This is a genomic window from Nocardia sp. NPDC002869 (assembly GCF_046764065.1).
In the GTDB taxonomy this organism is placed as follows: Bacteria; Actinomycetota; Actinomycetes; order Mycobacteriales; family Mycobacteriaceae; genus Nocardia; species Nocardia rhamnosiphila.
This window is the reverse complement of sequence record NZ_JBKOOL010000001.1, coordinates 73,615-88,314: the sequence shown is the minus strand read 5'-3', so window position 1 is coordinate 88,314 and position 14,700 is coordinate 73,615. Positions and strand designations below refer to the sequence as shown.

General features: G+C 67.9%; 14 protein-coding genes. 9 read left to right on the top strand and 5 right to left on the bottom strand.

Going from position 1 to position 14,700, the window contains the following annotated elements; translation table 11 throughout:
* Positions 1-176 precede the first annotated feature (176 nt).
* Entirely contained in the window at positions 177-770 is a 594-nt protein-coding gene (locus tag ACLML9_RS00155) for a hypothetical protein (protein WP_411943517.1), read from the bottom strand.
* A 400-nt stretch (positions 771-1,170) separates the two neighbouring features.
* On the opposite strand from ACLML9_RS00155, the gene ACLML9_RS00150 reads away from it, so the two are divergent.
* The 5 genes from ACLML9_RS00150 (at position 1,171) to ACLML9_RS00130 (ending at position 4,514) form a co-directional block, all read left to right on the top strand.
* Complete coding sequence (locus ACLML9_RS00150) at positions 1,171-1,632, top strand: VOC family protein (RefSeq protein ID WP_411943516.1); 462 nt, start codon at positions 1,171-1,173, stop codon at positions 1,630-1,632.
* Between the two features lie 269 nt (positions 1,633-1,901).
* Positions 1,902-3,275 carry a glucose-6-phosphate dehydrogenase gene (locus ACLML9_RS00145; RefSeq protein ID WP_411943515.1) on the top strand — a complete coding sequence of 458 codons (1,374 nt, stop codon included), beginning with the start codon at positions 1,902-1,904 and terminating at the stop codon, positions 3,273-3,275.
* Complete coding sequence (locus ACLML9_RS00140) at positions 3,272-3,835, top strand: gluconokinase (RefSeq protein ID WP_411943514.1); 564 nt, start codon at positions 3,272-3,274, stop codon at positions 3,833-3,835. Before ACLML9_RS00145 ends, ACLML9_RS00140 begins: the two co-directional genes overlap by 4 nt.
* A 124-nt stretch (positions 3,836-3,959) precedes the next feature.
* Complete coding sequence (locus tag ACLML9_RS00135) at positions 3,960-4,250, top strand: hypothetical protein (RefSeq protein WP_411943513.1); 291 nt, start codon at positions 3,960-3,962, stop codon at positions 4,248-4,250.
* A gap of 9 nt (positions 4,251-4,259) precedes the next feature.
* Entirely contained in the window at positions 4,260-4,514 is a 255-nt protein-coding gene (locus tag ACLML9_RS00130) for a hypothetical protein (RefSeq protein ID WP_265806041.1), read from the top strand.
* Positions 4,515-4,610: 96 nt separating this feature from the next.
* Here the strand turns inward: ACLML9_RS00130 and ACLML9_RS00125 are convergent, their stop codons facing one another.
* Positions 4,611-5,798 (bottom strand): lipase family protein, encoded by a 1,188-nt coding sequence (locus ACLML9_RS00125; protein WP_411943512.1) that lies wholly within the window; start codon positions 5,796-5,798, stop codon positions 4,611-4,613.
* 531 nt (positions 5,799-6,329) lie between these two features.
* Between ACLML9_RS00125 and ACLML9_RS00120 the strand changes: the two genes are divergently transcribed.
* A complete protein-coding gene (locus ACLML9_RS00120; protein WP_411943511.1) occupies positions 6,330-7,835 on the top strand; it encodes a hypothetical protein in 1,506 nt (501 codons plus the stop codon).
* Between the two features lie 32 nt (positions 7,836-7,867).
* Here ACLML9_RS00120 and ACLML9_RS00115 read toward each other — a convergent pair whose 3' ends face one another.
* Positions 7,868-9,358 carry a flavin-containing monooxygenase gene (locus ACLML9_RS00115; RefSeq protein ID WP_411943510.1) on the bottom strand — a complete coding sequence of 497 codons (1,491 nt, stop codon included), beginning with the start codon at positions 9,356-9,358 and terminating at the stop codon, positions 7,868-7,870.
* 40 nt (positions 9,359-9,398) lie between these two features.
* Between ACLML9_RS00115 and ACLML9_RS00110 the strand changes: the two genes are divergently transcribed.
* Both ACLML9_RS00110 and ACLML9_RS00105 read left to right on the top strand, forming a co-directional pair.
* Complete coding sequence (locus ACLML9_RS00110) at positions 9,399-10,064, top strand: TetR/AcrR family transcriptional regulator (RefSeq protein WP_411943509.1); 666 nt, start codon at positions 9,399-9,401, stop codon at positions 10,062-10,064.
* Between the two features lie 73 nt (positions 10,065-10,137).
* Positions 10,138-11,304: an alpha/beta fold hydrolase gene (locus ACLML9_RS00105; RefSeq protein ID WP_411943508.1), complete on the top strand. Its 1,167-nt coding sequence runs from the start codon at positions 10,138-10,140 to the stop codon at positions 11,302-11,304.
* A 32-nt stretch (positions 11,305-11,336) separates the two neighbouring features.
* Here ACLML9_RS00105 and ACLML9_RS00100 read toward each other — a convergent pair whose 3' ends face one another.
* The gene (locus ACLML9_RS00100; RefSeq protein ID WP_411943507.1) at positions 11,337-11,909 is read right to left on the bottom strand and encodes a TetR family transcriptional regulator; all 573 of its coding nucleotides are present in this window, start codon (positions 11,907-11,909) and stop codon (positions 11,337-11,339) included.
* 95 nt (positions 11,910-12,004) lie between these two features.
* Between ACLML9_RS00100 and ACLML9_RS00095 the strand changes: the two genes are divergently transcribed.
* A complete protein-coding gene (locus ACLML9_RS00095; protein WP_411943506.1) occupies positions 12,005-13,150 on the top strand; it encodes an FAD-dependent oxidoreductase in 1,146 nt (381 codons plus the stop codon).
* Between the two features lie 89 nt (positions 13,151-13,239).
* On the opposite strand, the gene ACLML9_RS00090 is transcribed toward ACLML9_RS00095, so the two are convergent.
* Positions 13,240-14,697, bottom strand: coding sequence for an ATP-binding protein (locus tag ACLML9_RS00090; protein WP_411943505.1), 1,458 nt, complete (start codon positions 14,695-14,697; stop codon positions 13,240-13,242).
* Between the last annotated feature and the right edge of the window lie 3 nt (positions 14,698-14,700).

Sequence of the window (14,700 nt, the reverse complement as noted above, 5' to 3'; positions counted from 1 at the left end):
TCGCCGGCGAAATCATCGTCGGCCTCCGACGGACGCAGGGCACCGGCGGGGACGAGCGGGACCATGTCCGTACCCTGCTGGTCCCCCGGGCCGGGCCCCACGGGATTACCCGCGGCGGGCCGGAGCGGCCCGGGCTCCGCGACCGCGTCCGCCGGACCGGCGGGCGGACTGCCGTTCTACCGGCTCGCGTACACGACGAGAAGGTCGCGCATGGCGCGGATCTCCCGGTTGGCCTCGTTCAACGCGGTGCGTAACCGGTGGTTCTCGTCGAGCAGGTCGTCGAGTTCGTGCGCGGAGTCCACGGCGGCTCCCGCGGGGCGCACCCGCACCAGTTCGGCCGTGGGCTCGGCGGTGGTCTCCGGCGCCGGTTCAGTGGTTTCGGCGGTGATTTCCGGTGCCGGGCCGGCGGTTTCCGGCATCGCTTCGGCGGGCTCGGCCACCACGGCCTCGGCCGTGTTCTCCGCCGGTTCCGTGGCGGCTTGCGCCGTCTCGGACTCGGCGGCGACCGGTTTCGCGGTCACCTTGCCGGCACCGCGGGCGCGGCGGCGGGGTTTCGCGGGCGCCGGAGTGTCCGCGACCGGTGCGGTGTCGGCGCTTTCGGAAAGTCCCGCGGCGCGGACCCAATTGGCGAGTGTGTTCGTGGCGGGCAGCCCGCCTTCGCGTTCGGAGACCTGCGTGCACGCCGCATTGAGCGATTTACCCTGGGCGAGGAGTTTTTTCACTCGGTTGACGAGTTTGGTCTGTTCTCTTTTCGAGTAACGCACTGCCATTCGATTTCCTCCTGCACTCCGGGTCGTACGCCGGGAATTGAACCATTGCCCGGCCGTTCTGTCCTCATCGGGTGCGCCGGGCGTAGCCGCAATACACGCATAGAATTCGGCGGGGAAACACGGAACATGTTTCGCGCCAACGAATTCAGAGTGCGAGACCGATGGGCCGAAACTCGGCGGGTGATCGCGCCGCATCGACCGGATGGGCGGCGCGCTCGAGACCGAACCAGGTGTGGGTGCGGTAGCGCCGGCAGCGGCACGCCTGTCCGGCCGGGCCTGGACCGAAAATCTGCCGCGTTCCGCGCCCGGTCCGCACGGTATTGCGGGCCGATTCTGTCCGCCCGCCCTGTCGGACTGGCCCCATGGTGCACACTCATATCTCTGCGAACGGAGCAGTCCGATGAGCCGCGGTATCCAGGTCACTTTCGATGCCCACGATCCGCGGGCGCTATCGTCGTTCTGGCGCGCCGCCCTGGGCTATATCCATCCCGGTCCGCCGGGAGTCGAGCTGCCGGCGGGCGCCGATCCGCTCGCCGCGTGGGACGACTTTCTTACCGGGATCGGCGTCCCGGAGCGGCAGCGCAATTCGAGGTCGGCGCTCGAGGACCCGGAGGGTCACGGCCCACGATTGTTCTTCCAAGAGGTTCCCGAAGGCAAGGTCGCCAAGAACCGCGTCCATCTCGATGTCCGGGTGGCGCCAGGACTCCACGGAGAGGAACGGATGGCTGCGCTCGAGGCCGAATGCGATCGGCTCGTGGCGCTGGGCGGAACCCGGATCCGTCGCCACGAGCCCGCGCCTCCGTTGGAGACCGGCTTCATCGTGATGGCCGACCCCGAAGGCAACGAGTTCTGCCTGGACTGACCCGGACCTCCGGTCGCGTCCGCCTGAGTAGGGGGCGTAGGGGCCGCATGCGTCCCGCCTCCCGGCCGCGGTCCCGCACGGCCCCCGGACCTCCTGTTACGTTGACACCGCTATCCGTCGGCAAGCCGTACCGATCATCCGAGCGCGCGGGAAGGCGGAAGAATGCAGATCTCGATGATCCACCGGCGACGCCCGGCGCGGCCGGAGCGCCCGCGGCGGGACGGTACCCCCGCTGTTCGTGGCGACCGGAACCGCGCGGAGGTGGCCCGGTGATCGACCGGCTGGTGATCTTCGGCGGCACCGGCGATCTGGCCGGCCGATACCTGTTGCCGGCGCTGGCCGCGCTGCGCACGGCCGGATGTATCGACGACGATTTCGATCTGGTCTGTGTCGATCGGAAGGAATGGGACGACCGGCGATTCGGTGACTGGGCTCGCGACCAGCTCGATCGGCACGCCGGCGAGACACCACCGGAGGCGCGGCAGGCGATCGTCGCCGCGGCCCGCCACCGCCGCGCCGATATCCGCAATGCCGGCGATGTCGCACAGGCGGTGCACGGCGATGCGCCGGTCGCCGTGTATCTGGCACTGGCGCCCGCACTGTTCCCGGCCGCCATCCACACCCTGCACGCCGCGAAGCTGCCCGCCGGTAGCCGGATCGTGCTGGAGAAACCCTTCGGCGAGGATCTGGCGAGCGCACGGGAACTGAACCGGTTACTCGCGGATCTGCTGCCCGAGCAGGCGATCTTCCGGGTGGATCACTTCCTGGCGATGACCACGGTGCAGAACCTGCTGGGAAGCCGGCTGTCCAATCGCGTCCTGGAATCGATCTGGAACAGCGCGCATATCGCGAAGGTCGAGATCGTCTGGGACGAAACACTCACCCTCGAGGATCGTGCCGGATACTACGACGGCGTGGGCGCGCTCAAGGATATGGTGCAGAACCATCTCCTGCAGTTGCTGTGCCTGGTGGCGATGGAACCCCCGATCAGTCTCTCCGAACGTGACCTGCGCGATCGCAAGGTCGATGTGCTGCGGTCGGTGCGTCCCCTGGCCGATACCGATATCCCGGCGCGCACCAGGCGAGGACGATACTGCGCGGGAACCGTCGGGCAGCGGGCGGTGCCGTCCTATGTCGACGAAGCCGGAGTGGAGCCGCAGCGGCGGATCGAAACCTTCGCCGAGATCGAATTGGCCATCGACAACTGGCGATGGTCGGGTACCTCGTTCGTCTTGCGCAGCGGGAAGGCGCTCGCGCAGGACCGCAAAGAGGTGGCCGTCCATTTTCGTCCCGTACCCGCCATGCCGTTCGGTCACCACGGGACGACGGCGCCCAATGTCCTGCGCTTCGGCCTGGACCCGGAAAGCCTCACCCTCGCGCTGAACGCGGTCGGGACCAGCGTCGACACCCTCGCGCCGCTCACCCTCACCGCGCGGATCGAGCCACCGGAATTGCCCGCCTACGGCACACTCCTGCTGAATGTCCTGCGGGGTGATCCCGCGCTGTCCCTCCGCGCCGACGAGGCGGAAGAGGCATGGCGGGTGCTGGAACCGGTACTGTCCGGGTGGGCGCGCGACCTCGTCCCGCTGGAGGAGTACCCGGCGGGTTCGCTCGGACCGCCCGGGATCGACAGGAATCGATGACGGTCGTGGAATCGACGCAACACCCCGTATCCCGCGCCCCGTGCGTCGTGGTGATGGGGGTTTCGGGGACCGGAAAGACCACCACCGCCCGGCTGCTGGCCCTGCGACTCGGGGTGCCCTTCGCCGACGCGGACGATCTCCACCCCCGGGCCAATATCGACAAGATGGCGTCCGGGCTCCCGCTCGACGACAGCGACCGGGAGCCGTGGCTCGCGGAGGTCGGCGAGTGGCTGCGGGCACGCGCCGCCGAGGGGAGCGGCGGCGTCATGGCCTGTTCGGCGCTCAAACGCCGCTATCGCGACCTGCTGAGGGCAGGGGCGCCCGGTACCTGGTTCCTGCTCCTGACCGCCGACCGTGCGGAACTACTGGCACGGATAACGGGCCGGACCGGGCATTTCATGCCGGCCGCACTGCTGGATTCCCAACTCGCCGCCCTCGAACCCTTGCAACCCGGAGAGCGAGGTGTCGCCCTGCACGGCAGCCGCAATGCCCGGCACGCGGTGGAGGTGGCGATACGGTCGCTGCGGGAGCACGCCGCGGAGCACCGCCCCGATCGATGAGCCGCGTTTTCCACCCGTGACAGCCGCCGCCCGGGTGGGTGATAATGGCCACGAACCGGTTCGACCTCGAAATTCCGCCCGGGTGATGTGACGGCTTTTCCGCCGATCTTTCCAGGGAGGCCTGATGGTCCAGGTTGTGCCACTGAACTGGCTCGGTTCGTTCTGTAATTTCGGTGGTCCGCTGGCGCCGGGGGAAACCGATCACTGGTGGACGGCCGGCGGCGATTGGGGCCGGGAGAACCGGCTCTACCTCTTCACCGCGTACTGCGACGGCGGCGCCGAGATCGCGATCCGCAACATCACACATTATCGCGGCGGACACGAGGAAACCCATTTCGAAATACACAACGACGGCGCGGGAGAACCGGTCTACTACTACTTCTACATAGCTTGGTCCGAGCCGATACCCGTCTGAGGGGGACCCGTGCGCGTGCAGATCGAGTACGACCAGGACGGCCGGATCACCGCGGTATCGGGGGTCGTCACCGTCGAGCACCCCGACGGCGATCTCGGCCGTTCGGCGCGGTTCGTGCGGCCCGGGCACTTCATTCTCGATCTCGACACCGAGGTGATGGCCGATCGGACGGATCTGGCCGGATTACGCCGGCTCGCCACGCAGTATTCGATCGCCGGCCACCCCGATCATCCGCGGCTGGTGGAACGCGAAACCGACGGCTGAACCGGCGGTATCCCCACCGCCGGCGCCCCGGGCACCGGTGCGGCCTGTCCGGTGGAGTTCACCGGGCAGGCCGCATACCACCGGCGTGGTCGCTGATCAGCAGCTCTTGGCCATCGGTTCACCGCGGAACCTGGCCTCCACGAAGTTCCAGGCGTCGGCGAACCCCGCGGCGGCGGCGGTCATATGTTCGGCGATGTCGTAGGTGGTCAGTTTCACCGGCGCGCCCGCGCGGCAGGAGCGGTCGGCGAACTCGGCCACCCCGTCGTACGGGGTGAGCTCGTCGTAGCGGCCGTGCCACAGATAGGTCGGCGTGGTCGGCACCCCGTCGAAGTAGCGCAGGCTGTTCTCCCGCAGGACCTGGTGCGCTTCGGGGCTGTCCATCAGACTTTTCGACGCGGCCATCTGCTCCGCACTGCGGAATGCGCCGTGGAACAGCAGGAACCGCCGGCAGGCGTCATGGGTGAACTCCCGGAACCACAGCCCGTTCGCGTTGAGCTGGTCCGAGATCGGCAGCCGGTCCGGGTACTCCCGCTCCAGACCCATGGCCGCGGCGAAGGCCAGACCGAAACCCGGATGCGGGGCGAAACCGAGGCCCAGCGCCATCTGCTCCAGATCGGCCGGGATACCGCCCGCGGCGATGCCGGCGATCTTCAGCTCGGGCGCGTAGGAGGGTTGCAGGGCCGCGGCCCATCCGGTGGCCAGACCGCCCCCGGAATAACCGGCCAGGGCGACGGGGGAGTCCGCGAGGCCGAGTTCGGCGGCCCGCTGGACGGCGCGGACACTGTCGAGGGTGACCATTCCGCTCAGCCGTCCGGCGGCATAGGCGACATTCGGTCCCAGGTAATCGGGCACCGAGACGGCCCAGCCGCGCCCGATCGGCAGCATCGCGCCGACGGCGTCCTGTAGTTCACCATTGAACAGCGACCGCGACGGATTGCATCGGGTGCCCAGCGAATTGATCAGCGCCTGATAGGAGACCAGCGGTGGGTTCTTCACGCCGACGGGCAGCAGCACCGTGGTCACGCCCATGATCGGATTACCGAGGGAGTTGGTGGACCGGAAGGCTACCTGCCAGCCTTCGGTGCCCACGTACATACCGGTATCGATCTTGCGGGTGCGCACCACCTCGCCGGGCTGCAGTCCGGCGAGTTCGGGGGGTGCGGTGTAGAAGGGGTCCGGGTCCGGTTGCGGGTAGAGCGGTTCGGCGCTGGCGCCACCGCCGAGAATCCCGACCGAGACGAGGGTCAACAGCAGGACCAGGATACGGATGGAAACTCTGGACACGTTCTTCTTTCGGACAGCTGGGATCGACCGGCGCCGGCCCGGCATTCGTGATGCCGTGACGGCCTGCACCGTGAGGAGGTGCGCGGTGGTGCAGCGAACGGCTCCGGTCGCTGTCGTACAGGTTGTACCGCGGCGACGGTCCGCGTGGCGGGATCCATCGCTCGAACGAACGTCTGCTCCGGCTTGTGACCGCATCCGAGTTCGGCTCGACGAGCAACGATACGTCGTGCGCGGGCGAAAAGTGTGATCTTGCGCAAGGGGGACAAGGGATTCTGCGCGAACTCATGAGGAAACCCGGATACCACTGGAGCCGTCACAGCGGCCGCTCCCGTGATTCACGGTGTTCCTGCCCGGTGCATGTGGTACGACCGCGGTCGGTAACCGCTGGGCGAGCGACAGGGCAAGGCCGGTCGCGGCCCGGCTCGGATATCGACCGCTCTTCCCGTTGTTGGGACGAAAAATTACTGTTGTCATGAAAAAATTTCGGTAGTTGGTGACGGTGCGGACAAGGAAGACCGGCGGAAGTAAGCAGTGAGCGATCAGAGCAAGGGCTCCCCGGAGGGCGCCGGGGACGAGAAGCAGGAGACCGATTCCCGGCTACCGCTGAGCGGTGAACCCGGCGAGTCCACTGCAGCCGCCGATCCCGCCGAGGTCGAAGGCCGTGAGCGTGTTCTCGCGTGGGAGATCGCCACCGCACTGGGCGAAGCGGGTCCCGCCGAGTGGCGGCAACTCGACGCCGTTTTCGCGCTCACCACCACCACGGCCTTCGCCGAGGTGGTCTACTCCGGCCGGGAACGTTCGATGCGCACCGAGCCGGCCGGGCCGGTCCTCGACAGGGTCCGCGAACACCGGGCGCTGGTCGCCGAACTGGACGGGGAGCCGTGGTGGCGCCTGCTGCTGCGGCTGAGCGCCGAGGGGGAGTTCGAGGTCGATTACGACTTCGGCGACGAGCCGTTTCCGGACGGTCAGCTCTTCGAGCCCGATGCCTACCGTGCGGACCTGGACGAATTCCCCCGGGAATCGCTGCCGGTCTGGCTGGCCGCCTACATCGGGCACGCCGAGCGGCAGATGCGCACACCGCAGGACGCCGCGCGGGACGCGCGTGCGGACCGCGCCGCCAAAGTGTGGCCGACGATGGCCGAGAACGAATTCCCGGACTTCCCGGCGATGTGGGCCCGGTGGGCGTGTATCTCCGCGGGCTTCGTCGCAGCCGGTTCCGACTGGGGTCCGCGGGTGCTGCCCGGTATGGGGTGGTTCGAGAGTTCCCGCCGCGGTGGTTCGACGCTGTACACGCTGCCGGGCGGCCGGGCGGTGATCTCCGGTGGGGTGTGGGAGGCTCCCGATCTGGACGCCGCATACAACGATGGCGCCCCGATGCCGCGCCTCTTCGCGGGCGCGCCGGAATGGATCGCGGACCCGGTACTCAACCCGCGCTCGGCCACCGGCCTGCTGTCATTCGTCTACTGGTGGGACGGTGGGCGCTGGTATCGCGGCGAATCGCCGTCCGCGGAGGCCTGCGCGACCGCGGTGCCCGGAGTGTGGACGGCCGATACGGTGGCCGGCATTCTCGCCGGACTGGCCGCGCAGCCGCCGACAGCGCAGCACCGCGCCGCAGCCGGGGCGCTGGTCTCGGCCGCCGAGATCGGGGTCGTGACCCGCGAAACCCTCCTCGCTCTCTTCGACGAGGAACAGTTCGATATCGACGGCGCCATGTATCAGCTCGGTCTCGCGGGCGTCGTGGCCTCGCTGCCGCCGCAGATGTCGGACGAAGAGGCCGTTTTCCGGGTGCGCGGGTACATCGAGAGCCGGGGCCTGGACACCACCGGTTACCCGCTCGACCAGCTGGTGGCCGACCGGTTCAGCTGCGGCTGGATGGTGTACGTGCCGGTACCCCGCGGGGAGATCGCGATCGGCCGGGCGATCTTCTACATCGCCGACGACGGCGTGCTCGAGCACTCGTCCTCGTCGATCGCCCCGACGACATTTGTCGAAGAGTTCGAGCAGCGCTACCACGAACGCCGCGGGGTGACGGTGTGAGCCCCCACGAGGTGCGGGGATGATGGACCGGGTCAGCCGACCCGGCCGTACAGATAGTCCTCCAACGGGAACCGCACTGCCTCGCGATGGGCGTTGACCGTACTGGTCGGGCGGAGCAGTGCCGCCTCGCCGTGCTGGTTGAAGTAGTAGCTGCGGGCGGTGGCGCAGTCGCCGCCGTAGAACACCGAGGAAGCGAGCTTGCCGGTGACCCGGTCCAGGAATTCGGTGTTGGCGCGGGCACTGACCTCGAAGGTGGTCTCACCGCGTCGAGCCAGTTCCCCGAAGAGCCTGGCCATATGTTTCATCTGTGCCTCGATGGTGGTGAAGTAGGACAGGCCGCTGTAGGAGTACGGGCTGTTGAGGCTGAGGAAATTCGGGAACTTCGGCACGGTGATGCCCTCATAGGCCTGGAACCGGTTGTCCCGCCAGAATTTGCCGAGGTCCACTCCGTCGCGGCCGATGATCTCGATCGCCGGGAAGTTCACATCCCAGAGGTTGAACCCGGTGGCCAGCACCAGGGTGTCGATCTCGGTCTTCGTACCCGCGGCGGTGACGATCCCGTCCGGTTCGATCCGATCGATCCCGCCGGTCTCCAACCGGACGTGCGGTTCGTTGAAGGTCGCGAAGTAGCGGTTGGAGAAGGTCGGGCGTTTACAGCCGAAATCGTAGTCGGGGGTGAGCTGCTCCCGCGTCCGCTTGTCGCGGACTTGGGCGCGCAGGTGGGCCTTGGCCAGCAGGGCTGCCGCCTTGTTCAGGGGTTTGGCCTGCTTGTAGTGCAGGACGCCGATCACCATGAGCGCCTCCAGTGCGGCGGTGTTGGCCAGCCGCGCGGCCTTCTGGGTGACCGGGACCCGGGCGAACAGGCGCTGCACCGCGGGCGGGATCGGCATATCGACCTTGGGCACCACCCAGATCGGGGTGCGCTGGAACACGGTGAGTTCGCGGGCCCGGGCCGCGACCTCGGGGACGAGTTGCACGCTGGTGGCGCCGGTGCCGACGATCGCGACCCGGCGGTCGGTGAGGTCGTAGGTGTCGTCCCAGGCCGTGGTGTGGATGATCTTGCCGGTGAAGGTATCGATACCCGGGAACGGCGGGGTGTAGGGCTGGGAGAGAAAACCGGTCGCGGTCAGTAGATAGCGCGCGGTCAGCGTTTCGCCGCCGGCGACGGTGACCACCCAGTACTGGTGCTCGGCGTCCCAGCGGGCGCTGTCGACGGAGGTGCCGAAACGCATCCGCTCGCGTAGGCCGTATTTGTCGGCGACGTGCTCGGCGTACTTCTTCAGCTCCTCACCCGGCGCGAACAGCCGCGACCAGTTCGGGTTCGGTTCGAAGGAATAGGAGTAGGTCACCGAGGCGATATCGACGGCCAGACCGGGATAGCGGTTGACGTGCCAGGTGCCCCCGAGATCGGATTCGCGTTCGAGGATCACATAGTCGTGCAGACCGAGGCGGTCGAGCTGGATACCCGCCCCCATGCCGCCGAATCCCGCACCGACCACGACCGCGTCGTATCGAGGTGCCACGCCGAACCTCCTGCTGTTCCGCTGAACGATTTATCACAGAATGACACATCATTCCGCTTGTGATGACGATATCATCGGGGGCGTGACGAAGCCATCGACGCGGGCCGAACGCCGTAAGGCCGAGCTGCGCCAGGAGATCATCGATACCGCCTTCGTCTGTTTCGCCGAAAAGGGCTACCACGCGACCGGGATCGCCGATATCGCGACCCAGCTGGGCATCGGCCACGGCACCTTCTACCGCTACTTCAGCAACAAGCGCGACATCATCGACCATGTGATCGACGATCTGGCGGCGCGGATCATCGACGCGCTGGGGACCGACAACGCACCCGATGCCGCGACCACCCTGGACCAGTACCAGGAGCAGATCGACCGGATCGGTGTCGCGCTCACCCGCATCCTCCTCGCGGATCGGCGCGTGGCCCGGCTGCTGCTGTTCCACGCGACCGGTATCGACGACGAACTCACCCGGCGTCTGTACGGGCTGCTCGACACCGCCGACGCGCTGACCGCCGGATATCTGGACCACGGCGTCGAACTGGGTTATCTGCGTGCGGACCTCGACACCATCAACACCGCCCGGGCGGTGACGGGGATGCTGCTCGCCGGGGTGGCACACGGGCTGCGCGATCCGGACGAGGCGGCCATCGCCGCGTTGAACAAGGCGATCCGGCGGCTGCTGATCGACGGTGTCCGCAAGGACTGATACCGCGACGCTGCGGTAATTCTCACCGCCGCGCTACCCGGAGTACCGGCGTGCGTGCACCTACAGTGGAGAGATGTCGCCGTTGGACGAATGGCATCCGTCCACCGTCGCGGACTGGAGTGACGAACGTCGCCGGGCCAGGTTGCGCGAGACGCGCCCGGACCACGGATGGAAGACGTTGCGCCGCACCAGACTGGCGTTGTTTCGGGTAGCCGCACTGCTGATGATCGTCGGGGTCGCGTTCGCGCAGTATTGGGAGCACGATGTCGAACCGGAGCGCGTACGCCTCGCGCTGACCGAGCCCGCGCTGTTACCGATCGCCGCACCCGCCGACCCCGGTAAGCGCGATACCGCCGTCGTGGACCTGGTGGGGCTGGGCAATCTCAATGCCGGCGATACGGCCGCCGCGCTGCCGGCATTGCGCGAGATGGGTGCGGTCTGGGCGATCCGCTACGACAACCGCGGTATCGACACCGAGGTGATCGCCGACCTGATCATCCGGGCCGCGGCCATGGCGGGGGTGCGCAATATCGTGCTCACCGGGCACAGTATGGGCGGGGTGATCGCACTCGAGGTCGCCGAGCACATCCATATCGGCAGCGACCGCCGATTGGTGGGTGTGCTGCTGGACTGCACGCCGCTGGATCTCGACGCGGTCCGCCCGGAGAGTCGCGGCCTGGGGGAGGACATGGTGCGCTGGATGGGCTGGCTCCCCGGTGCCCGGGAGAGCCGGGGTTTGCGCACCGCGGTGGAAACCTATGCGCGCCGGGAGAGTTTCCTCGACCGCAGCGGTGTCCCGGGTATCCGGTTCGCGGATTTCCGGAAAGCGGTGGGACAGGTGCTGCACGACAAGATATTCAACGCCGACGCCGCCGGCAACGGCTTGATCGAGGCCCAGTTCCTGGCGATCGTGGCGGGCGGCGCGACCGACGATCTGCGTGCGGTGTCCAAGCCGGCGCACGGCAAACCACGGCCGGCCATCGTTTTCATCCGCCCGCACGATGGGAGCCGGGACCGGGTGGTGGATGTCGCGCGCACCCAGGAGGTCCTGATCGACAAGGTCGGGGGCGTGAACGGGAATCTGCTGGTCGTGAAACCGCGGGGCACCGGCCACGCGAATCCGCGGCAGCGTCCCGCCGAATACAACAAGGTGATCGCGCAGCAGGTGCTGCCGTTCGTGGAGCGGTACCAGGCGCGGATCAGCAGTGTCGCCGGCGCGGTGCCGGCCTGGCACCGGTAGGGCCGCGCGCGGTACCGGCCCACGACCGGTGATCACCGGGCCGGGACGATCTCCGGTACCGGCCCGGTCAGGTAGCGCTGGATCGTCGGGCCCAGCCAGGCGATCACCTCGGGTCCGGTCATGGCGGCCACCGGCGGAAAAGCGACGACGAAACGGCACAGCGCCATACCCAGGATCTGAGACGCCGCCAGACCGGCTCGAGTGGGCGCCTCCCCGGGGTCGTCGCCGGCCTTCGCGATCACCGGACCCAGTTGGGTCGCGAAGATCGATCGCATGCGGTCGGCCGCCGCCGGATTGGTGACCCCGGCCCGCAACAGGATGAGCAGGGTTTCGTCGCGCTCCCAGCGATCCAGGAAATGCGCCACCAGGGCCGGACCGATTCGGTCGCGTGGCACCTCCGTCAGATTCGGTAACTCCAGATCGAATTCGGCGGCTGCCGCGAACAGTCGCTCCTTGTTGCCGTAGTACCGCATCACCATGGCCGGGTCGATTCCGGCGTCGGCGGCGATCGCCCGGATCGTCGCCCGGTCGTACCCGTCGGCGGCGAAGCGCTCCCGGGCCGCGGTGAGGATGACCGCCTTCGTTTCTTCCGAGGTCCTTCTCATGCCAACAAGTGTAGGCCAACAACTGTTGACAAGGTGTACGGCCCGGCATAACCTCGATGCCAACAAGTGTTGACCTCCTGAGAGCGGGTAGAACGATGACCACCGAAATCGCAGATGTCCTGATCGTCGGCGCGGGCCCGGTCGGTCTCACCGCCGCCGTCGTACTGACCCGGCTCGGCCACGAGGTCGTGATCGTCGACAGCCAGGCCGAGGGTGCGAACACCTCCCGGGCGGCGGTGGTCCACCCCCACACCCTCGAGTTGCTGGAGCCCTACGGGGTGACGCGGCCGTTGGTCGGTCGCGGTCTGCACACTCCCGACTTCACCATCCGGGATCGGGGCCAGGTGCTGATCGCCGTCCCCTTCGACCGGCTCCCCACCGCCTACCCCTACACGCTGATGATCTCGCAGGCCGATACCGAGAAATTCATCCTGCGACGGCTCACCGAACTCGGCGTACCGGTGCGGCGCCCCGTCGAGGTGACCACGGTGGTCCAGGACGCCGACCTGGTGACGGTCACCCTCGCCGAGGGAGAGCAGATCCGCGCCCGGTACCTGATCGGCGCCGACGGTTTGCACAGCACGGTGCGCGAACAGGCCGGTATCGGGTTCACCGGCGGCAGTTATGCCGAGTCGTTCACCCTGGCCGATGTGCGGGTCTCCGGTGGGGTCCCGAAGGACGAGGTGATCCTGTACTTCTCCCCGGCCGGGCTCGTCGTCGTGGCACCGCTGCCGGACGATATGTACCGGATCGTGGCCACCGTGGACGAGGCGCCGCACGAGCCCGACGTCGCCTTCGTACAACGACTGCTGGACGAACGTGGTCCGAAAGCACAACCGGCGGTGGTGGAGGAAGTGGTCTGGGGCTCACGTTTCCGCGTGCACCACCGTATCGCCGATCGTTTCCGGGACCGTCGCATCCTGCTGGCGGGCGACGCCGCCCATGTGCACTCGCCGGCCGGCGGACAGGGCATGAATCTGGGGATCGAGGACGCGGTCACCGCCGCGACGACCCTGTCCCGGGTGCTGCGCGGTGAGTCACCGGACCTGCTCGACGAGCACGCCGCGGCCCGTCGGCGCACTACGGAGTCGGTGGTCGCGATCGCCGGCCGGCTCACCTCGCTGGCAACGGTCCCGCCCGCGGTGCGCGCGATCCGGAATATCGCCATGCGCCTCGCGGGCCGGACGGCACTGGTACGCAACAAGCTGGCCTGGCGGTTGTCCGGTCTCGACCGTCGTTGACCCACGGACCCGCTCGAACAAAGGATTGCGACAGACGCCGCCGCCGACGCCCGGATCCCGTTGCCGGTAGCGGGTTTACGGGCCGCAGGTCATGCGCCGTCCGCGTCGGCGGTCTCCGTGGGCTCGTCCTCGGCGCGGGTGAGCGGCAGCCACACCGTGAACCGGGTATCGCCGGGCCGCGAATCGACCCGGATGTCGCCGCCGTGCTTGTCGACGACGATGCGGAACGATATATCGAGGCCGAGCCCGGTGCCCTCGCCGACCGGTTTGGTGGTGAAGAACGGCTCGAAGATGCGGCCCTGCACCTCGTCCGGGATACCGGGCCCGGTATCGGCGACCACGACGACCGCGCAGTCGTTCTCGAGCCGGGTGCTCAGGGTCAGCGTCCCGCTGCCCGCCATCGCGTACACCGCGTTGTCGATCAGATTCGTCCACACCTGGTTGAGTTCGGCGGCATAACACGGCACCTGGGGCAGGGCGCGGTCGTAGTCCTTGACCACCTCGATCGAGTCACCGATCTTGCGGCTGAGCATCACCAGTGTGCTGTCCAGGAGTTCGTGCAGGTCCACCACCTGGAACGGAGCCCGGTCCATCTGGGAGTACTGTTTGGCCGCGTCCACCAGCGTCGAGATGCGCGTGGTGGAGTCGGCGATCTCGTTCATCAGTAATTCGGTCTCGATGGTGTAGTTCAGCCAGCGGAACGCCCCCTCGAGTACCTGGGGCGGGCAGCCCTCGAGGGTGGCGGCCACGCGTTCGAGCCAATCGGTGTCGAAGCCCGCCTGGACATAATTGGGCGCCAGTTCCCAGCCGTCGCGGATCCCGTGGTCCTCGAGCCATTCGCCGAGCAGATCTTCCCGGTCGGCCGCCTCGAGCGCCGAGAGTTCCGGTGCCTTGGCGACCTGGGCGGCCGCCTCCTCCTGCAGCCGGACCAGGGTTTCCAGGACGGCGGTATCGAACTTTCCCTGCGCCATCATGGCGAGCTTGTGCCGCATTCCCGCGATCCGGTCGCGCAGGCCCGAGGTCGCCCGGACCGCGGCCGCGGCCGGATTGTTCAATTCGTGGGTCAGCCCCGCCGACAACGAACCGAGGGCGAGCAGTCGCTCCCGCTGGGCGATCCGCGCGTTGGTGTTGCGGTTACCGAAGAACGCGCCCTCGAGCAGATGGACCGCCATCGGAAACCAGCTGTGCATCATCCGGGCGAAGATCTGTGCGTCCAGCACATAGAAACGCGACGTACGGGTCACGTAGAGCGAGGTGGCGTAGTGGGTCTCGGCCCGCTCGCCCAGATACGCCGTCCACGCTCCCGCGTAGGCGCCGCGATGGTCGGTGTGCACCATCTCGATCTCCCGCCCCCCGGACAGTTTGGTGAGTCGCACCTCACCGTCCATGAGCACATAGAAGCAGGTCGCCGGATCGCCCTCCTGGTACACCGGCCCTGGTTCGACGGTTTCGATGCGGCCGTCGGCGCACAACCAGTCCAGCTGCTGATCGTCGAGTTTCTCGAACAGGAACAGCGACCGCAGTTCGGCGGGATCGCAGATACTCATTAT

Bases quoted from the DNA above. Each gene is read 5' to 3' on its own strand.
- ACLML9_RS00155 (WP_411943517.1), bottom strand. From the start codon at position 770: ATGGCAGTGCGTTACTCGAAAAGAGAACAGACCAAACTCGTCAACCGA.
- ACLML9_RS00150 (WP_411943516.1), top strand. From the start codon at position 1,171: ATGAGCCGCGGTATCCAGGTCACTTTCGATGCCCACGATCCGCGGGCG.
- ACLML9_RS00140 (WP_411943514.1), top strand. From the start codon at position 3,272: ATGACGGTCGTGGAATCGACGCAACACCCCGTATCCCGCGCCCCGTGC.
- ACLML9_RS00135 (WP_411943513.1), top strand. From the start codon at position 3,960: ATGGTCCAGGTTGTGCCACTGAACTGGCTCGGTTCGTTCTGTAATTTC.
- ACLML9_RS00110 (WP_411943509.1), top strand. From the start codon at position 9,399: ATGACACATCATTCCGCTTGTGATGACGATATCATCGGGGGCGTGACG.
- ACLML9_RS00105 (WP_411943508.1), top strand. From the start codon at position 10,138: ATGTCGCCGTTGGACGAATGGCATCCGTCCACCGTCGCGGACTGGAGT.
- ACLML9_RS00100 (WP_411943507.1), bottom strand. From the start codon at position 11,909: ATGAGAAGGACCTCGGAAGAAACGAAGGCGGTCATCCTCACCGCGGCC.
- ACLML9_RS00095 (WP_411943506.1), top strand. From the start codon at position 12,005: ATGACCACCGAAATCGCAGATGTCCTGATCGTCGGCGCGGGCCCGGTC.
- ACLML9_RS00090 (WP_411943505.1), bottom strand. From the start codon at position 14,697: ATGAGTATCTGCGATCCCGCCGAACTGCGGTCGCTGTTCCTGTTCGAG.